Genomic DNA, 19,053 nt, shown 5'->3' with positions numbered 1-19,053 from the left:
GGCCAGTTGATCGGGGCCTGCGCCACAGGCGCTGATGCCCCGGGGACAAAAAAGCCGCAGCGTGAGCTGCAGCTTTGGTGTTTCTGCGGGGAAAAGTTTGATAACAGGCACATCTCCCTGTAGCCGCTGGCGCAGCAGGCTTTGGTCAGTTGATCGGGCGCCTGCGCCACGGGCCCCGGGGCAAAAAAAGCCGCAGCGTGAGCTGCAGCTTTGGTGTTTCTGCGGGGTGGAAGTTCGATAACAGGCGCATCTCCCTGTAGCCGCTGGCGCAGCCTGCGCTCGGCGGCGCAGCCGTCGTAAAACCGGCTATCGCATTCGGTCTGATACACCGCGTTGCCTGGGTTTGCGGCCGCTGCGCAGCCGGGCGCAGGCTGCGCCAGCGGCTACACAGGGCCGATAACGCCTTGGTTGTGCAGCTGTCGCAGCAGGCTCTGGCCATTGGCGAGAAAGGTGTCGAGGTCGTCGATGCCTGCTTCCAGGGCCAGGTCTTGCAACTGGTCGCGACCCTGGAGTTGGGGGAACGCCTCGATACGCTCCAGCAGGCGCCAGGCCAGCGGGCTGAGCTCGGAGAAATGCACCCGGTAGTCGGCATCGCGGCGGATCAGCAGCAAGGTTGGTGCAGCCCCGGGCTCCCTGGGACGCCAGGCCGGCCCCAGGCGCTGCACCGGCCAGGCGTAGGCCAGCGGCCAGGCCAGGGGCGACAGGCGCAAGGGCTGGGTCAGCAGCCGCTCCGGGTCGCTGGCTGGCAGCGGCTCGGCCTCGGCCTGTTGCAGGGCCATTTCGATCCACTCGTAATGGCTCAGCTCCAGCATAAAGGCCGGCCAGCTGGCGTCCTGCAAAGCGGCGGGCGTGGAAGCCATCCAGGCCACGAACTCGCCGGCGATCTCGCCGAATTTCGGCGTGGCGCAACGGTGCTCGCGCAGGAACACCCGCAGCAGCCGGCGCCAGTCCGCCTCGCCGAGTATCGAGCGCAACACCGGGAAGGTATTGCCAAGCAACGACAGCAGGTTGTCGAACACCAGCTCGCGGTAAATCTCCACCCGCGCGCGATCCATCCCGGCGGGCGGCGCGCGGTGCTCGGGATCGCGCAGGTAGGCGGTCAGGGCCTGTTGCTGAGCGTCGAGGACAATCAGCGGCTTATCCATGGGCCAGCCTCCCCTGAGCCTGGCAGGCATCGGCCTGCAACTGGCGGATGCTGTCCAGTTCGCCCAGCAGCTCGGCGAATGGCGGGAAGTTGAAGTCCCGTTCCAGCAGGGTCGGTTGCACGCCAAACAGCTGGTAGGCGCGCGCCAGCAAGTCCCAGACCACCGGTTTGACCGGCGCGCCGTGGGTGTCGATCTTCAGGCTGGCGGACTGGTCGTAGTGCCCGGCCACATGCATCGCCACCACCCGCTCCGGCGGCAGGCCGGCGAGAAAGGCCTGGGGCTCGAAGCCGTGGTTCACCGAGTTGACGTAGAGGTTGTTGACGTCCAGCAACAGGTCGCAATCGGCTTCGGCCAGCACCGCGTTGGTGAAGGCCAGCTCGTCCATGTCCTGGCGTGGCGCGGCGTAGTACGAGACGTTCTCCACCGCCAGGCGCAGGCCCAGCACATCCTGGGCCTGGCGAATGCGCGCCGCGACATGGCGCACCGCCTCTTCGGTGAACGGCAGCGGCAGCAGGTCGTAGAGGTGCCCGTCGTCGCCGCAGTAGCTCAGGTGTTCGCTGTACAGCGGCACCTTGAAGCGCTCGAGGAACTGCCGGACTTCCCGCAGGAACCCCAGGTCCAGCGGCGCCGGGCCACCGAGGGACAACGACAGCCCGTGGCAGCTCAACGGGTAACGCTCGGCCAGGGCGCGCAACGCGGCGCCATGGGCACCGCCGATGCCGATCCAGTTTTCCGGCGCCAGCTCCAGAAAGTCAAAAGCGCCCGCAGGCGCCGTATTCAATGCGTCGAGCAAGGCACGACGCAAGCCAAGCCCCGCGGCTGCCGAAACGGGCAGCCGTGGGGCTTGGGCGGATGATGGGATGTTGCAGGGTGGTATTGAGGGAGGCATGGGTCCGTCTCCTGGTTGCCCCGGAAAAAAACGGGGGGCACCTGAGTGCCCCCCGCCACCGTCGATCAGGACTCGATCGCCGCACCGCATTTGCCTTCGCCACATTTGCCTTCGGCCGAACCGGCCTTGGCCGCCAGGTACTGCTTGGCTTCGCTCAGGCTGATGGCGCCATCGTGGTTGGCGTCGATCTTGTCGAACTCGGCGGCGCGCTCGGGGGCGGCGGCGATGAACTCCTCGCGGGAGACCTTGCCGTCGTGGTTAGTGTCGGTCTTGGCGAACTTGTCTTCGCCGCACTTGCCTTCGGTGGAGGTCTTGACCCCGTCGGCCGCGGCCAGGGTGTAGCCCTGGGACAGCTCGGTCATGCTCAGCGCGGAAGCGGCGGTGGACAGGCCCAGGCCGCCGACCAGTGCCAGGCCGAGCGCGACGTTGGAAACATTGGAGAGTTTGAACATGCTGATACCCCTTCGATGGATTGATTAACGGTTCCCGCCACCGACACCGAGAAGCTCGGTGCTGGCGGGTGGACGTAGTTAATCCTCGGGGTGTATCCGGGTTGTGTGCGCAACCGGCGCCAGGACAAGCAGGTGTATCAGCACCGGGCCGATACACACTTCGATACAAGGCCGTCGGCCAGTTGAGCGCTAACTTAACGGGCCGAAGTGCAACGCGGGATGTCCTGCAGCGAACGGTAGACCGGCAGGCCCAGGCGCTCGCCCATCGCGACCAGGGCATCGGCACTGGCGCAGGCGCCGCCGATGCGCAACAACGCGTCGCAACGCTGCAACTGCTGTTGCGCACGTTCCTGGAACCCGGCGCCTGGCTCGCCGGCAGCGCTCGAATCCTCCGCCGCCAACCCCAGCCACTGGCCGAATACGGGGCTGTGCCCGGCCTCGAACAGCCGTGCGGCACAGTCGTCCAGGCTGGCGACCTGCTGCGCCAGCGCCGCTGGATCTTCTGCCCCCGAATACCGGGGCGCGGCCACCAGGATCGTCAGGCGGCGCGACGGCATCAGGCGCAGCTCCAGGTACTGCAGGAGCATGATGGTCTTGCCGTCGACGATCTCGCCGCTGCGCACCATGTCCAGCGCCTGCTGGTAACCCAGCTCCAGCACCTCGATGTCCTCGCCCTCTTCCTCCAGCCCGCCACCATCGCCGATGCGGTCGTCGGGGGAATACTCGCCGATGAAAAAGTGCAGGCGCTCGGTGACCGAGCCGGGGCTCATGAAGGCTTCATAGACCTTCTGCACCGCGCCGACGCGGTAGCCGGTTTCCTCCTCGGCTTCCAGGCGGATGCGTGCTTCCGGACTGGCATTGTCCAGCAGGCCGGCGGCGGTCTCGATCAGGTAGCCGCTGTGGTCGTTGACGTAGGTCGGCATGCGGAACTGGCGGATCAGCAGCACCGTGCGCCGCTCGCGGTTGTACAGCAGGATGGTCGCGCCATTGCCGCGGTCGTAGACCTCGCGGGTCTGCGCCTGCCAGCTGCCGTCGCGGCGTTGCAGGTCGAAGCTGTATTTCTTCAGCAAATACCAGTTGTCGGAGAGCATCTCCTCGGCGGTGATGCGCACGGGTGCGGCTTGCATGGTCTTCCCCCTTGGCAATTGGATGTCGTTCAACGCGTCACTGATGGGCGCCGATCGAGCGCCAGGCGGCCTCGGCCAGTTCCTGGCGATAGGTGCCCGGGCTGCTCTGGACCCGGCCGGACAACCAGGCGCGGCAGTAGTTTTCCGCCTGCCCGACGATCAGCGACGGCAGCAGTTCGGCGGGTATCCGCGGTAATTCATCGGTCCGGGTGTGGGCCGTCAGCCACTCGCGCAACTGGCGGTTGCGCGCCTTGTTGCGGCTGGCCAGCTCTTCGGCAAACGGGCCCTTGGCGACCGCATACCGCGCCTGGAACTGGAACCGCGCCCATTCGGGCTGGGCGTCGACCCAATCCACATAGCTGTGCACCAGCGCCTGCACACCCTGCTCCAGGGTCTGGGCGTCGCTCATGTAGCGCTCGCGCAGGCCGGCCTGATCGTCCAGCGCGGCGAAAAACAGCGCGGCCACCAGCCCTTCCTTGTTGCCGAAGTGGTGATAGATCGCGCCGACGCTGGTATCGCAGGCCGCGCGGATCATTTCGATGGTGGTGGCTTCGATGCCCTGTTCGTTAAAGCACGCCAGGGCTCGGCGCAGGATGTCGCGTTTGAGTTCGGCCCTGCGGCCGGGGTAGCAGCGTTCAAGCAGATCGATCGTGTCCATTGCCATCACAAAACCAAGGTCCAGGGAACAAGGCGCGCACGCCTCAGTGAATGGTGGCGCCAGCTTGACATATTTCGCGGAAGCCGAATATTGTTCTTTTACAGAATATTATTCTGTAAACCCAAAAATAATCCGCTACGAGGCATTACCATGAGTCAGGTTCTCAGCATGTTCAGCGCCGCAGGTCCGGAAAAGTTCAGTCAGATGGCCTGCCAGATGGCCCCCTACTTCAGCACCATCACCCCGTTGATCGCCGAGCTGAGCGCGGGACATTCGGTGGTGCGGGTGCCGTTTCGCAAGGAGATCACCAACCACCTGGGCACAGTGCACGCCATCGCCCTGTGCAACGCCGCCGAACTGGCGGCCGGGGTGATGACCGACGTGTCGATCCCGGCCGGCGCGCGCTGGATTCCCAAGGGCATGACCGTGGAATACCTGGCCAAGGCCAAGACGTCGGTGCGCGCGGTGGCCGATGGCGGCGCGGTGGACTGGAGCAGCAGCGGCGACAAGATTGTCGCGGTGGAGATCTACGATGAGGAAGACCTCAAGGTCTTCAGCGCGCGCATCACCATGAACGTGAAAACCGCCTGACCCAGAAACGACAACGCCCCTCACGAGAGGGGCGTTGGCGATGACGCAGTAAGCTCGCTTACACCTGGATCAGGTTGGCGATCTTCACGTCCGGATCGACATCGGCTTCGTAGTCGACGCCGTCGATCTCGAAGCCGAACAGGCGCAGGAATTCCTGCTTGTAGCCGGCGAAGTCGGTCATCTGGTAGAGGTTTTCGCTGGTGACTTCATCCCACAGCTGCTTCACGCGGTCCTGGACGGCGGGTTCCAGTTCCTTGTAGTCGGCACGCAGGCGGCCTTCCTGGTCGATGATCGGGTTCGGGTTGTACAGGCTGTCCTTGTACAGACCGTAGACCTGCTCGATGCAACCTTCGTGACTGCCCTGCTCTTTCATGACCTTGAACAGCAGCGACAGGTACAGCGGCATGATCGGGATCGCCGAGCTGGCCTGGGTCACCACGGCCTTGAGCACCGATACCCGCGCGTCGCCGCCCAGCTCCGACAGCTCCTTGCGGATGCCGATGACTTTCTGGTCCAGGTCCTTCTTGGCTTCGCCGATGGAACCGTTCCAGTAGATGTCGTGGGTCAGCTTCTCGCCCAGGTAGGTGAAAGCGGTGGTCTTCGCGCCTTCGGCCAGTACGCCGGCTTCGTGCAGCGCGTCGATCCACATCTGCCAGTCTTCGCCGCCCATCACGGCCACGGTGCCGTCGATTTCTTCCTGGGTGGCTGGCTGCAGGGTGGTTTCTTTAACGATTTCCTTGTCGGTGTCGACACCGCGCAGGGTCACGGATTTGCCCAGCGGCTTGAGGGTCGAGCTCAGGACTTCGCCGGTTTTCGGGTGGGTGCGACGCGGAGCGGCCAGGCTGTAGACCACCAGGTCGATCTTGCCCAGGTCGCGCTTGATGGTTTCGATGGTCTGGCGCTTCACTTCGTCGGAGAAGGCGTCGCCGTTGATGCTCTTGGCGTACAGGCCTTTTTCTTCGGCGAACTTGTGGAAAGCCGCGGTGTTGTACCAGCCGGCGGTGCCGAGCTTGCCGTCAACGCTGCCGCGCTCGAAGAACACACCCAGGGTGTTGGCGCCGCAACCGAAGGCGGCGGTGATACGTGCGGCCAGGCCGTAGCCGGTGGAAGCGCCGAGCACCAGTACGTTCTTTGGCCCAGCGTCGATGGTGCCTTGTTCGGTGACGTAGTCGATCTGTTGCTTGACGTTGGCTTCGCAACCGACCGGGTGGGTCGTCACACAGATAAAGCCGCGAACGCGGGGTTTGATGACCATACACAATCTCCCAATTTCAATATGCCAAGAGCCAATACGGGCTGCAGCAGCGTCACTTGTTCAAGTCGTAGACGCTCGGAACGTCCTCGCGTCACGCCTTGGGTTTTCAATGAGTGCAGATTTGCCCGCCAGCATAAGTTCATTCCGGGGTTTGGGCCAGAAAACGCTGAGATTGCTCCATGGCCTGTACGGCGTGGGAAAAGCGGCGGTCATTTGTTCAAACGGTGAGCATCGTAGGCGTCCAGGGCCTGATAGGCGGTGTAGGTCGCCTGCGCCGCGACCAGGCCGGCCAGGCCGAAGGTGGGCACCAGGCCGAACCGGCCAAAGCCCTGGGGAATAGGGATGGCCTTGGCAATGGCATCCGCCAGCACCTCCCCCGCCACCGTGGTCGGGGCCATGCCGTGCCCGCCGAACCCCACGGCATGCCACACGCCGTTGTCGTCCCGGCCGATCTGCGCCATCTGCTGGCGGCCGTAGCTCATCAGCCCGCCCCAGGCATGCTCGATCTCCACATCGGCCAGTTGCGGGTAGACCGTGACCAGATCGGCTTTGAGCAAGCCGGCGATCGCCTGCGGGCCACGGTTGAGGATGGAAATGCGCCCGCCCCAGAGGATCCGGCTGTCCGCCAGCGGGCGGTAATAGTCGAAGGCAAAGCGGGTGTCGTAAATGGCCGACTCGCAGTTGATCGAATCCTTCAGCGCCTCGCCCAGGGGCTCGGTCGCCACCACATAGGTGGCAATCGGCAGCGTAGCTCGCTCCACCGGGCGGTACAGCCCGCGGGCATAACCGCCCGCGGCGAACACCACCTGCTCGGCCAGCACCTCGCCGCCCGCGGTCTTGATCAGGTACTTGCCACCCTGCCGCTCGATCGCCAGGGCCGCGGAGTGTTCGTGGATATCGATGCCGTAGCCAGCAACAGCCGCCGCCACGCCATACACATACTTGAGCGGGTGGAAGTGAAAGGCGTTGCTCTCGAACAAGGCGCCGAAATAGCGCTCGGTCTTGAGCTTTTCCCGCAACTCGCCCGGCGGCACGTACTGCCAGTCGACGCCGTAGACCTCCTTCATCAACTGCCGGGGTTTTTCCAGGCGCGCCGGGTCGTTGAACCAGTTGGCCAGCAGCACGCCCCTGTCGGTCAGGTCGCACTGGATGCCGTATTGCCGGACGCGCTGGCGGATCAGCTCGACCGCGTCGATGGTCAGCCGGTAGAGCCGCCGCGCCTCCTCGCGGCCCAGGGTCTTGAGCAGCTCGGCATTGCCCAGGCAGTAGCCGCCGAACACAAAGCCGCCATTGCGCCCCGAAGCGCCGTGCCCCACGGTGTGGGATTCGAGGATCACCACATCCTTGACGCCGCGCTCGGCCAAACCCAGCGCCGTGGAAAGCCCGGCCAGCCCGCCGCCCAGAATGCACACCCGGGTCTCTACCCGGCCGCCGAGCGCTGGATAGGCGGTCTTCTCGACCGTGGCTTCGTAATAACTTTCGAGAAAATCCTGACTCATCACTTGGCTCCGACCTGGGTCATGCGCACAGGAAGACCCACCTTCTCATTCATCGCCGATTCCGCTGGCAGATCACATTCGGACTTGCTGCGAATCATTGAAAAGCTCATGTCATCGAACCGGACGAACCTGGAGCCACTGATGACTTTGTGCGCCAGCCAGATCACCAGGAACAGCACCAGGCCAATGTAGGTGGCGGTCAGCCCGGCCCAATCGATCGAGTCGCCGAGCAGGGCCTGATAGTTCTGCCCCAGGGTGACGCACAGGCACAGGACAAAGGCGAAAATCGGCCCGAACGGAAAGAACCGCGACACATAGGGCAAATTGCCCAGGTCATGGCCCTGGCGCACATAGCCGCGACGAAACCGGTAGTGGCTGACCGCAATGCCCAGCCAGGCGATAAAGCCGAGCATGCCCGAGGTGTTGAGCAACCAGTTATAGATCTGCCCCGGGCTGAAAATGAAGGTCAAGAAGCACAGGGCCGCCACCGTGGCGGTGGCCAGCAACGCCCACCGCGGGGTGCCGGATGCGCTCAAACGGGCGAAGATCGCCGGCGCCTTGCCTTCCAGGGCCAGGCTGTAGAGCATCCGTGAGGAGGCATACATGCCGGAGTTTCCGGCGGACAGCACCGACGTCAGGATCACCGCGTTCATCACCGCGGCCGCGCCGAGCATGTCGGCCCGCTCGAAAATCAGGGTAAAGGGGCTGACGCGGATATCGGACACCCCATTCCTCAACAGGCTGGGGTCGTTGTAGGGAATCAACAGGCCGATGATCAGGATGGTCAGCACGTAGAACAGCAGGATCCGCCAGAAGATCTGCCGCACCGCGCGCGGCACGTTTTTCCCGGGGTCCCGGGTTTCACCGGCGGCGATACCGACGAACTCGGTGCCCTGGAACGAAAACCCCACGATCATCGCCACCCCGACCAGGGCCCCCAGGCCGCCGACAACAGGCGCATCGCCAATCAACCAGAGCCTGGGGCCGGCATTTTCGCCGCCGCTGAAAATGCCGAACAACATCAGAACGCCCACTGCGATAAACAGCAGGATAGTGATGACTTTAATCAGGGCGAACCAATATTCGGACTCACCGAACAAGCGCACCGAGGCCATATTGAGTGCGGTAATGATCAATAGAAAACCCGCACTCCAGATATACCCCGGCACATCCGGAAACCAATAAGCCATGATGATCTGCGCGGCCACCAGATCGACCGCAATGGTCACCGCCCAGGCATACCAGTAGTTCCAGCCCAGGGCGAAGCCGAAACTTTCATCGACATACTTGGAGGCATAAGTTGAAAACGAACCGGTGACCGGCATGCAGGACGCCAGTTCACCGAGGCTGGTCATCAGAAAGAACACCATGGCGCCAATGACCACAAAGGCCAGCAGCGCTCCGCCCGGTCCGGACTGGGCAATGGTCGAGCCCGAGGCGACGAACAGCCCGGTGCCGATACTGCCGCCAATGGCGATCATGCTCAGGTGCCGGGGCGTCAGGGTTCGTTTCAGTCCGCCGGTGGTTTTCTCGCTGTGAAAATCGCCGGCCATGTCGCACGCACCCGGCACTTTTGTGGAGTCTGTCATGGATCACCTTTTTATTATATTTAAGCCACCGATGAGTTGACTCACGCGATATGGCAGTGTCCCTGGATTGTTTTCCGCACTCACTAAAGCCCACAAAAATACCGCTGACAAATGATTTTCCCGCATCACATCAGTCGCTCAGGGAATACGCCTGCGGTTAAAAGTTTTAAAAAATCGACACACTAGCAAAGTGCTATCCGCCCATAGACCATAACTAAAAGCCTGTCAGGATTAGTTGGTTTTCACGGAGAAAAATAGAAGTTTCCTACACGCTAATAACTTGAACTAAAGAAAATACTCATCCAATAGCCAAGCCCGTTCCTGGCGCCCGGCAGGCCTTGATCTTTGACGGAAAGTGCAGGCCCGAATCGCCCCGCCCGCTAACGCTGCCAACCAACAAACCACTGCCCGAACACCCGGGCCGGCATGGGCGAGGAAAACAGCTGGCCCTGCCCCACGTCATAGCCCCGCGCTTGAAGAATGTCGCGCTGCGCGGCGTGTTCGATGCCCTCGGCGACCACCCGCAGGGACAGGCCCTTGCCGATGCCGATGACCGCTTCGCTCAAGGCGCGGCAGGTGGCGTCGTGCTCCAGTTCCTCGACGAAGCTCTGGTCCAGCTTCAGCTCGCTGATCGGCAAGCGCCGCAGATAGCCCAGGCTGGAATAGCCCGCGCCAAAGTCATCGATGGCCAGGCGCACGCCCAGGGTGTGCAGGTCCTGCAGGGTCTGCTCGGTGGTCGGGCTGCTGCACAGGAACACCCCCTCCGTGACCTCCACGCACAGGTCCGCCGGCTGCAGGCCGCAGCGCTGCAACTGGCGGGCGATCAGGGCCGCCAGGTTGAAGTTATGGAAGTTGATCGGCGACAGGTTGACCGAGATGGACGGCACCCGGATTCCCGATCGACGCCAGCGCGCCAGTTGCTCGCAGGCCTCGCACAGCACCCACTGGCTGAGGTAGTTGATCAACCCGCACTCCTCGGCCAGCGCGATGAATTGCGCGGGCGCGATAGTGCCCAGGCTCGGATGCTCCCAGCGCGCCAGCGCCTCGACCCCGACCAGGCCGTTGGTGCGCAAGTCGATCTGCGGTTGATAGACCAGGTGCAGGCCGTCGCTGGTCAGGGCCTGGCGCAGCGCCGTCTCCAGTTGCAGGCGCTGCTGGGCGAGCTGGTCCATCTCCTCGAGGAAAAACCTGAAACCGCCGCGCTCGGTACGCTTGGCCTGGTACATGGCGATATCGGCGCAGTGCAACAGGCTTTCCATGTCCTGGCCGTCGCTGGGGTACAGGCTGACGCCGACGCTGGCCGAAGGAACCATGGCGGTCCCGGCAATATCGGCCGGGGCGCCCAGGGTCAGCATCAGGCGCTCGATAAAGGCCGTGACCCGGGCGGCGTTCATCCGCGGCAGCACCAGCACGAACTCGTCGCCCGACAGCCGCCCGACGATGTCCGACTCGCGCAGCACACTGCGCAGCCGTTGCGCCATGACCTGCAGCAGCTCATCGCCCGAGGCATGCCCGAGGGCATCGTTGACCTGCTTGAAGCGGTCCAGGTCGACATACAGCACCGCCAGCTCGCCCTGCTCCAGGGCGACCTCGGCGAGTCTGCGGTTGGCCTCGGCCAGCAGGGAACTGCGATTGGGCAAGCCGGTCAGGGCATCGGACAAGGCCATGCGCTGGATCGACTGGCGCGCCTCCTCGCGCTCCAGGGCCAGCATGCACAGGTAGGTCCCCGTCATGATCAGATGGGCATGGGTGGTATCGGGCTTGCGGCTCTCCCGGAAATACAGGGCAAAGGTCGCGCAGACCCTGCCGCCGCTGTTGCGCACCGGCATCGACCAACAGGCCCGCACCCCGGCCTGCTGCGCCAGCCAGCGGTAATCGGCCCACAGCGGATCGGTGTCGATATCGGTGACCAGCACCGGCTCGCCGCGAAAGGCCGCGGTGCCGCAGGAGCCGGCGGCGGGCCCGATCGGCAGCCCCTCCATGGCCCTGGCGTAATCGGCCGGCAGGCCGGGGCTGGCCAGGTGATGCAGCAGCCCTTGTTCATCCACGCTGAGGATCGAGACGACGACCTCCGGCGCCAGGCGCTCGATTTCCTGGCACAGCAGGGTCAATACGCTTTCCAGGGGCTGCTCTTGCAACAGAGCGCCGATGACCTTGTCCTGCAGCACTTCGGGCAGCCTGGAACGGGTGATGTCGGTGAACACGATGATGATGTTGCCGATCCGCCCCTTGGCGTCGAACACCGGCGCCGAGCAGACATGCACCCACAGCCGCTGGCCGTTGCGCTTGCTGACCAGGCCGCAGGCTTCATGGGGCTGGCCACTGAGGATGCTCTCCAGGTGCAGCTCGTCGGCCTGGGCCGCCCCCGGGGTATCGGCGACGAAGAACATCTGCGGTGAGCGCTCCAGCAATTCCTCGCGGGAATACCCCAGCAAGCACACCAGCCCGTCGTTGATGTAGATCAGCCGGCCGTCAGCGTCGACGATGCAGGTGGCCGAGCTGCTGGCGTTGACCGACATCGACAGCAAGCGCTGCTCGATATCCTTGAGCCGCGTCTGGGTCACGTCCTTGAAAAAGGCGGCATAGAGAATGCGCCCCTGCAGGGTGATTTTCGAGATCGCCATCGCGCCCCAGCGTTCTTCGCCATCCTTGCGTGTGATGCAGACATCGCGGCTGGTGCCGATGATCTTGTTGATCCCGGTCTCGCCGTCGTTCCGCGAGCGGATGGGGATCGGCACCAGCGTGCCGACCTCGCTGCCCAGCACCTCGCGCCGTTGACAGCCCCAGAAACGTTCGGCCGCCGCGTTGAAGAACACCACCTGGTTGCGATCGTCGATGATCACCACGGCATCGTTGGCCTGTTCCAGGGTCTGCGCGAAAAAGTCCGCCGCCTCTTCTCCGGTCGTTGACCCGACGCTCATATCCATCGCCGCCACTGCATGCATGCCATCACGGTCATCGTCCCTGATCACGGTGAAGCGCCATCAAGAGCCCTCGAACTGGAGGGGGCCGGTCCTCGAAGCAACACCCGGCACGGCTCAGCGAGGCTGAGAAACGCGCGTTTACCCGGGCGAGCAGGACATCAGGCCATCGGCGTGGACATGGATCTTCTAGGCCATCGACCTGAAATTAGAGAATAGCCGCGAAGTGACAGGGCCACGGAAAACCGTGCGAACCTCGCCAAACCTCGGCGTCCTGTCGCTGCTCGATCCGCGCCAGGCCATCGCCTTCGCGCAACGCACCAACGAGCAGGTCACCGAGCAGTTCGTCGCCCGCCACCCGCAGCGCTTCAAGGCCTTCGCCACGGTGGCCCTGCAATCGCCCAGGGCCGCGGCGGACGAACTGGAACGTGCGGTAAAGGATTACGGCATGGTGGGGGCACTGATCAACGGCTACACCAACATCGGCAACGCCGATACCGCGCAGTACCTGGACGAACCGCCGGTATGGGAGTTCTGGGAACGGGTCGCGGCGCTCAACGTGCCGGTCTACCTGCACCCACGCGAACCGCTGCCGAGCCAGCGGCGGATCTACGAGGGCTACCCGTCCCTGGTCGGCTCAGCCTGGGGCTTCGCCCACGAAACCGCCACCCACGCAATCCGCCTGATGCTCAGCGGCCTGTTCGACCGCTACCCCAACCTGACCCTCATCCTCGGCCACCTCGCCGAAGGCCTGCCGCTGATGCTGCCGCGCCTGGAACACCGCCTGCACATGCAACGCGAAGGCGAAGGCCTGGGCAACGCGAAAAAACCGGTCAGCCACTACTTCAGCCACAACTTCTACCTGACCACCGCCGGCCACTTCCACACCAAGGGCCTGCTGGATTCCATCAGCGAAATTGGTGTCGATCGTGTGTTGTTTTCGGCGGACTATCCGTATGAAAGCATGGCGACGGCGAGTAACTGGTTTGATCAGGCGCTGATCAGTGAGAACGATAGGGAGAAGATTGGGCGGGGGAATGCGCGGAGGTTGTTTGGGTTGAAGTGACATAAAATGGGGTGCGGGTATTTGGGTGGGGTGGTTGGGGCCTGGGTATCCGTGCTTTGAATTGTTCAGTCACGGATGGATGACTACCTCAAGGCCCGTCTGAAAATGGAGTAGTTGGTCATTTCAGCTAACGATCGGAGTGAAAGCTCATAAATAGCCATTATTGACTGTGGATTCAGGGTTGAGTCACCTAACGATTAAGCTAAAGGGGTGAGTTTCATCCACCTTCGATGTTAGCGAAACAAATAACTTTAACTACTTATAATATTGTTTTTACGCATGCAGCCTTCCTGACACAAATTGTGACTTCGACCCCATACGACTGGCGAGAAAAGCAAGCACACCATTGTAAAATTCCGGCCTCTAAAATCACTCTTTCGTTCTTTCCAACCAAGACCGACCAACACAGTACTTGAATAAACATTCATGAATTTAATTATTACACGCAGCCCACACCCCTCCACTCCCTGAGTTTAGCTCAGCATTTCCGAATGCTATATACAATGCAGCCATGCGTGACATTTTGCTAGTTCTGATCTTCAGTTGATAACATGACTCACATAATAAGCATCGCACAACATTGAAAATGATCGGTGCCAGAGCGCTGCAAAATAAACCCAAAAGCACTGCTTTTGGGTATCTGGTTGATGGATTTGTTAGCGAACAGCTTCCGTAAAGGTGAATTACATTACCTCTGTCGCAATAGACAGCCAAGGTTATGGCCAATGGGTATGCTCGCTAATATTTGAACACAAGTGCGTACTATTCACGTCCCGTGCAGTGATTTTTTTGCGGATCAGCCTTCATCCCGGAAGCCTTCTCTTGTCTTATTGCGAAGTTTTTCATCCGCTAATTCTTGATATGCCTCTCGTAACGTCAAAAGCGATTGGTCTTCGCTCGCCAGACGATTAGAAACCTCAGAAAGAATTTTCTCGTAAAATTTATTATCTACGCCAACATTCTTTGCTTTGTAGTGAAACTCATGAGTAACATCCCCCCACGCATCCTGAAGCTTAGTTCTGATCTGGATTTCACAGATCATGTCTTCGTTCGTTATTGCCACATTCTCCCCAGATCTTTGCACGCTGTCGTAACCGACATTTGCAGATAGATGAATTGATCGGTATCCGGACTGTTTGGGACTAGAAATATAGTCCTCAATCTCACCAGATACTTTCAAATGATTTGAAGACTCGACCAGCTCTTTTATTCCAATACAGTCGTCGATAAACCAACAAACAACCCTAGCGCCTATAAGATCTTGTGCAACCTCCGTTGGATAGTAGAATTGAGGCCATCCTTTTTTTTCAAGTTTTTTCAGAAAACTATTGAGAGTTTTAACTCGGGTTGAAACGGTGATCGCTTCTGGTGGTAGGTTGTTTGCAATCGTATGCGCAAGCGCAAGCTGATTAAGTCGGATACTTAATAGCTGCCTAATTTGCTCAAGATCTTTCCCGTATCGATCAAAAAATCTTATTGCTCGTTCTTTTAGCTCATCGGGCGTGAGCACCTTTCGACCTTCCATTAGGACCTCCTATCCATGTTGGGATACAGAACATTTGGTTAAGAAGCGGGCCTCAGCCCGCCCCAGTAAGCAAAGCGGTTAGCTAGAAAAATTGATGTCGGCATGCCTAAAAATGTCTGTGGCGCTCCTAGATTTTGGGCATGATTTGATGTTTAGTGTCAGCCTATCCTCCCGAGATACTGTAGCTTCCATGGTCTGCCTTAACTATAGCTACCCAGACGGGGTTGGTGGATAACACTTCCTACCTAATAGACTGAAGCTTTCAGCATTCTGATGATCGTATAAGGGGGCTATACACCATAGGTGAACAGCCTGCACGATCAAGTGCGTGAACAGATTTGGTTGAAACTCTACTCGATTAGCACTGAACGTGTCTATTTCAAGTAGGTCAAGCACTGTATTCGTTTCCACCGGTATCGCCATCCAGTTGGTGAGTCGCTGGGAGCCGCTATGCACTATCGTCACTTGCTCCATCCACGAGCAATCTGGAGGATGGTTTACTGTGAATCGCCTTGTCACTGTTCTAGCAATGGGCGTGTTGGTTGGCGCTGCTTATGGGCGCTATTGCCTGGGCATGCTGCCACTAGTATCTTCGTGATTTTGTGCGCCTCACAAGGGGATCGCGGTCTGCGTGCTTTTGATAATCGACACTGAGTGTTGATTAACGATCAATTTAAAAGCTTAAAATGCTCATCATTTTTGCATCAATAGCATGCATTTTTTCTGCAAATTGACTCTTCCGCTGACTCTTTACTAGGCTAAGCAAACATCCAGAAACCTCTACTCTCCCCCAGTTCCGGAAGCGCCTATCAAACAGAGGCATGATCTATTCAAGTCAAAGCACTGGCCCACAAGGGATCTAGATCCTTGAACCAGTTTGTCAGGCACCACAAACATTCCTACTCTTCAAAATCTCCCGTACGCACTTCGTCACTGCGAACGTAGCGAACAATCAACACCTCGCTAGGAGTACTCATCGAGTTCACCAAAGTGAAAGCCGACGCTTGTGCATGATCATCGAACAGGCGCTTGCCGCGTCCCAATACGATAGGAAAGATCATCAGCCGCAACTCATCCACCAACCCGGTTGCAAGCGGTTGGCACACCAGATCGCCGCTGCCCTAGGTCAACAGGTCGGCGCCGTCCTGCTGTTTGAAGACCTGTATGGCGTCGGCAAGGTTTCCTTGAAGCACATGACTATTGTACCAATCCAGCGTATCGGGACTATGGGTGGCGACGTGCTTGGGCACGCGGTTGAACAGGTCGGGGATGACGCTGTTTTTGAACCGGCCTGTATGTGCGGCCAATACCCCCCAAATGTGTCGTAGGTCCGTTTCCTCAAACAGTTATAAGTAAAGTTCGTGACTGATAACTACCGAACAGAAACGAAGACAACCTCAGACCTCTTCCAGACAATCACTGGATGACCCCCATATTTAAGTTTGCCACTAACGACACAATGCTGCATTCTGGCATGCCGAAAAACACAAGGTTGAAAGTTCATGAACGCTTCGCACCGAAGCAGACAGATGCCCAACGTAATGGCTGTGCTGGATGAGCTAAACAAGTGCAGCCCCCGCTCTGTTAGTATGCGAAAAACTAGTCTTGAGGTAGGAGCAGACAAAGCAGCGAAGTGGCTCATGATCTTTGCATCAGTTCTCATGATAGGAGTTGCTATTCTCGCGGTCTGGCAGAGTTTAGTCGGTGGACTGAGTGATAGCGTGAAACTAGCCGCTCAGCTACTCATCTTACTTTCGGTGTCCGTCGCTCTCTTGGCACTATTGCTCAACATAATTTCAGGCTGTGTAATTTTGTTCAGATGGCGCCACGTGAGCTTTCACAACCTGCGTGAAGATATCCTTCATGAGCAATCGATGGCCTTCCTTCTCTCGAAACATGGTGAGGATGCCCTCGCCGACGCTCGATATTGGCTTGAATTAAAAATCAAACGCGTAGAAAGCCGTGTCACTTATTTCTTTGGTGAAAAAACGGCGATTTTGGCTGTCCTTGCGACCGCCTACCCAATTTCTAAAGAACTAAGTGGAACCACCGGCAGCATAAAATGGATTGGTACAACACTCTCTACCGGCATGACGTGGGACAACCTTCCCAATATGCTGCTACTCTGGTTATGTGCGTTCGTACTCGGGCTTTCCTTAGGGGCTTTGCTACTGCGAAAAATCGCTGCGCGATATCGTTATCAGGTCGAACTAATCGATCTTGCGAGACGATAGCCCATCATGCAAAAATTACATTAAACTGTGGAGCCACACTACCGCACTAGAGTGTATTCAATAAGAAGCAAAGCTTCAGATCTAGTCGTTACTCAGCATTCATTCGGAGAAAAATAATGAGCACCGAGGATCGCTTCAAACAATCTGTTATCACAACATTAGCAAAAAGAGCTGCTAATCAATGCGCAAACCCTGAATGTGGAGCTGTCACGAGCGGCCCAACAGGAGAGCCCAACGGTTCTGTTAACGTGGGAGAGGCCGCGCACATATATGGGGCTCACCGTGGCTCCGCTCGATATGATGAAAAAATGGCGTCCTCTGATCGCAGCGCAATTACCAATGCAATCTGGCTGTGCGGAAATTGCCACAAGCGAATTGATGATGATCCCAGCAAGTATCCACCTGGTCTTTTATTTGAGTGGCAGCGTGAACATGAACGGAGAATCTCTGAGCAACTAGGAAAAACCGCTGCAGAAGTTAGGCATAGATATGAAAAACGACATCTCGAGGAGTTTGGCAGACTGAGCTATCTTGCTGAACGATTAATTATCGAAAAGGATGATTACTGGGAGTACTTACTTACCGCCGAGGTTCTACGATTTGAAATGGCTCCTACAATACAACGCTGGAATGCATTGAAGCGAGGACTATATACGAAGCCTATTCATCGTATAGACAGAGATGACTCGTTTTCTTGGCTCACTGACAAGTCACAAGAGATACTTTTAATTGTCGCCGCTTTTGGCAACCTCACCAACTTCGAATTAGCTCGCACATGGGGCGAACCCGGCATTGCAGGAAGTGACGTTGATATCGTTAGCACTTGTAGACTCTATGGAGAGGTTTGTTCTAATACATTGCTTTGGGAGGAGTCGGTCCGCTTTACGAGAGTAGATGACGACTTCTCGGAGGTACGTGATCTATTCATTGGCATAGCAGGTGAAATAATTGAACAAACCGCCAAAATACCTAAATTTCTGACGGAAATGGTAGCACCTAAGCCTACATCTGGAACTTACAAACTAGAGCTCATAATTGAACTGCCAGCAGAATGGGAAAAAAGAGTCACCACCGCTTTAAAACGGGCCGAACGGGCAATCCTCCGCTGACTGACAACCTAACCTATTTCAGATTTAGGCCAAGAGTGGACTCACCGGTCAATACCGAGAATAAGAAACATGGAGGCTCAACCAGCATAGACTATAGGCCAAAAGCTTCTCCATCGTTGCATCGGTCCAGTATTAATTCCCATGCGACTAGAGAACACTACTCCGAAATATGTACTAGAGGACTTCTTCCCCCCCAACTTCCTCGACCTGGAGATGATGGTCTAGATGAATGGAGGGGCGGCCATAGCTCTCGCACTCTGAACCAGGACTAAACACCGGCCTTCGCTCGCGTAATCGTATTGTAAAGAAGTCGCCTTTTCTGGATCTCATCTCCTCCAATCACCGCGGGCCAAAGTAGTCAAATTCCACCCACCATTAAAAACGTCGCTTCCCTGCCACCAAGAAACGGCGCCCTCCCTAACATCCTCCACCGACTAAACCTGCAACACCTCCTCTTCCCTTAGCCCCAACCCCACATCATCGATCACCGCCTTGCCCATCTCCGCCAGAAAGTGCGCGGCCCAGGCGTAACGTTCACCCTGCTCTTCCATCGCCGCATCCAGGGCGAGTTTCTTGGCGTAGTACAGCAGGGTCGAAGCGTGTTCCAGGGCTTGGTGCAGAGGCACGTCGGCGTTGACGCGAAACAGGGTTTGATCGCCGTCGCCGCAAGGGCCGAAGGTAACGAAGCCAAGGGTTTTGACGGGGGTGGAGGTGCTCATAGCTCACCTCCTTTTACCCCGTTGAAGCGACCACGATTTGCGGAGGTTTTGATAGCGCACATGATTGAAACTCCCATATCAAAGTGAGAGCTGCCACGTTCGTTACCAAGCGAATGGGTGGCAGCTGCGCGCAGGTTGGTAAACCGGAGATACAGGAACCCGGCAGGGACGAGCCCTCCCACGCACAGCCACCATTGCACGAGTGTGCAGGCACAAAAAAGGTTCTTCACGGAATTCCGGGAAACACAGAAACAAGAACGCCGATTTGATTGAT

15 protein-coding genes and 1 pseudogene are annotated in these 19,053 nt (G+C 58.8%); 4 read left to right on the top strand and 12 right to left on the bottom strand.

The features are described from left to right. Positions 1-383: 383 nt before the first annotated feature. The 5 genes from PVZ80_RS14225 to PVZ80_RS14205 form a co-directional block, all read right to left on the bottom strand. A complete protein-coding gene (locus PVZ80_RS14225) occupies positions 384-1,145 on the bottom strand; it encodes an HvfC family RiPP maturation protein (protein ID WP_273864095.1) in 762 nt (253 codons plus the stop codon). After that, positions 1,138-2,034 carry an HvfB family MNIO-type RiPP peptide maturase gene (locus PVZ80_RS14220; RefSeq protein WP_273864094.1) on the bottom strand — a complete coding sequence of 299 codons (897 nt, stop codon included), beginning with the start codon at positions 2,032-2,034 and terminating at the stop codon, positions 1,138-1,140. Before PVZ80_RS14220 ends, PVZ80_RS14225 begins: the two co-directional genes overlap by 8 nt. Positions 2,035-2,099: 65 nt before the next feature. Further along, complete coding sequence (locus PVZ80_RS14215) at positions 2,100-2,486, bottom strand: EF-hand domain-containing protein (RefSeq protein WP_009048660.1); 387 nt, start codon at positions 2,484-2,486, stop codon at positions 2,100-2,102. Positions 2,487-2,680: 194 nt separating this feature from the next. After that, positions 2,681-3,613, bottom strand: coding sequence for a GDP-mannose pyrophosphatase NudK (gene nudK, locus PVZ80_RS14210; protein ID WP_273864093.1), 933 nt, complete (start codon positions 3,611-3,613; stop codon positions 2,681-2,683). A 37-nt stretch (positions 3,614-3,650) separates the two neighbouring features. Next, positions 3,651-4,271, bottom strand: a complete 621-nt coding sequence (locus PVZ80_RS14205; protein ID WP_273864092.1) for a TetR/AcrR family transcriptional regulator — start codon at positions 4,269-4,271, stop codon at positions 3,651-3,653. Between the two features lie 150 nt (positions 4,272-4,421). On the opposite strand from PVZ80_RS14205, the gene PVZ80_RS14200 reads away from it, so the two are divergent. Further along, complete coding sequence (locus PVZ80_RS14200; RefSeq protein ID WP_273864091.1) at positions 4,422-4,862, top strand: hotdog fold domain-containing protein; 441 nt, start codon at positions 4,422-4,424, stop codon at positions 4,860-4,862. Positions 4,863-4,920: 58 nt separating this feature from the next. Here PVZ80_RS14200 and fabV read toward each other — a convergent pair whose 3' ends face one another. The 4 genes from fabV to PVZ80_RS14180 form a co-directional block, all read right to left on the bottom strand. Beyond that, positions 4,921-6,117, bottom strand: a complete 1,197-nt coding sequence (gene fabV / locus PVZ80_RS14195; RefSeq protein WP_096373998.1) for an enoyl-ACP reductase FabV — start codon at positions 6,115-6,117, stop codon at positions 4,921-4,923. Positions 6,118-6,326: 209 nt separating this feature from the next. Beyond that, complete coding sequence (locus PVZ80_RS14190) at positions 6,327-7,616, bottom strand: NAD(P)/FAD-dependent oxidoreductase (protein ID WP_273864090.1); 1,290 nt, start codon at positions 7,614-7,616, stop codon at positions 6,327-6,329. Next, positions 7,616-9,169 carry an amino acid permease gene (locus PVZ80_RS14185; RefSeq protein ID WP_273864131.1) on the bottom strand — a complete coding sequence of 518 codons (1,554 nt, stop codon included), beginning with the start codon at positions 9,167-9,169 and terminating at the stop codon, positions 7,616-7,618. The genes PVZ80_RS14190 and PVZ80_RS14185 overlap by 1 nt, the downstream gene beginning before the upstream one ends. A gap of 416 nt (positions 9,170-9,585) precedes the next feature. Further along, positions 9,586-12,177: an EAL domain-containing protein gene (locus tag PVZ80_RS14180; protein WP_273864089.1), complete on the bottom strand. Its 2,592-nt coding sequence runs from the start codon at positions 12,175-12,177 to the stop codon at positions 9,586-9,588. A 196-nt stretch (positions 12,178-12,373) separates the two neighbouring features. Between PVZ80_RS14180 and PVZ80_RS14175 the strand changes: the two genes are divergently transcribed. Further along, entirely contained in the window at positions 12,374-13,192 is an 819-nt protein-coding gene (locus PVZ80_RS14175; protein ID WP_273864088.1) for an amidohydrolase family protein, read from the top strand. A 796-nt stretch (positions 13,193-13,988) separates the two neighbouring features. On the opposite strand, the gene PVZ80_RS14170 is transcribed toward PVZ80_RS14175, so the two are convergent. Continuing rightward, on the bottom strand, positions 13,989-14,717 hold the full coding sequence (locus tag PVZ80_RS14170; protein ID WP_159298948.1) for a GTP pyrophosphokinase: 729 nt from the start codon (positions 14,715-14,717) through the stop codon (positions 13,989-13,991). A gap of 899 nt (positions 14,718-15,616) precedes the next feature. Further along, positions 15,617-16,059: pseudogene (locus PVZ80_RS14165) on the bottom strand (dihydrofolate reductase family protein); the annotation flags it as partial. A gap of 160 nt (positions 16,060-16,219) precedes the next feature. On the opposite strand from PVZ80_RS14165, the gene PVZ80_RS14160 reads away from it, so the two are divergent. Continuing rightward, on the top strand, positions 16,220-16,951 hold the full coding sequence (locus PVZ80_RS14160; protein WP_124344981.1) for a hypothetical protein: 732 nt from the start codon (positions 16,220-16,222) through the stop codon (positions 16,949-16,951). 116 nt (positions 16,952-17,067) lie between these two features. Then, positions 17,068-18,060, top strand: a complete 993-nt coding sequence (locus PVZ80_RS14155) for an HNH endonuclease (RefSeq protein ID WP_124344980.1) — start codon at positions 17,068-17,070, stop codon at positions 18,058-18,060. A gap of 434 nt (positions 18,061-18,494) precedes the next feature. Here PVZ80_RS14155 and PVZ80_RS14150 read toward each other — a convergent pair whose 3' ends face one another. After that, positions 18,495-18,779 carry a DUF3077 domain-containing protein gene (locus tag PVZ80_RS14150; protein WP_023968040.1) on the bottom strand — a complete coding sequence of 95 codons (285 nt, stop codon included), beginning with the start codon at positions 18,777-18,779 and terminating at the stop codon, positions 18,495-18,497. Between the last annotated feature and the right edge of the window lie 274 nt (positions 18,780-19,053).

Source organism: Pseudomonas sp. B3G-3, from assembly GCF_028640915.1.
Classification (GTDB): domain Bacteria; phylum Pseudomonadota; class Gammaproteobacteria; order Pseudomonadales; family Pseudomonadaceae; genus Aquipseudomonas; species Aquipseudomonas chlororaphis_I.
The sequence above is the reverse complement of the archived record's forward strand: the minus strand, read 5'-3'. Positions and strand labels throughout refer to the sequence as shown.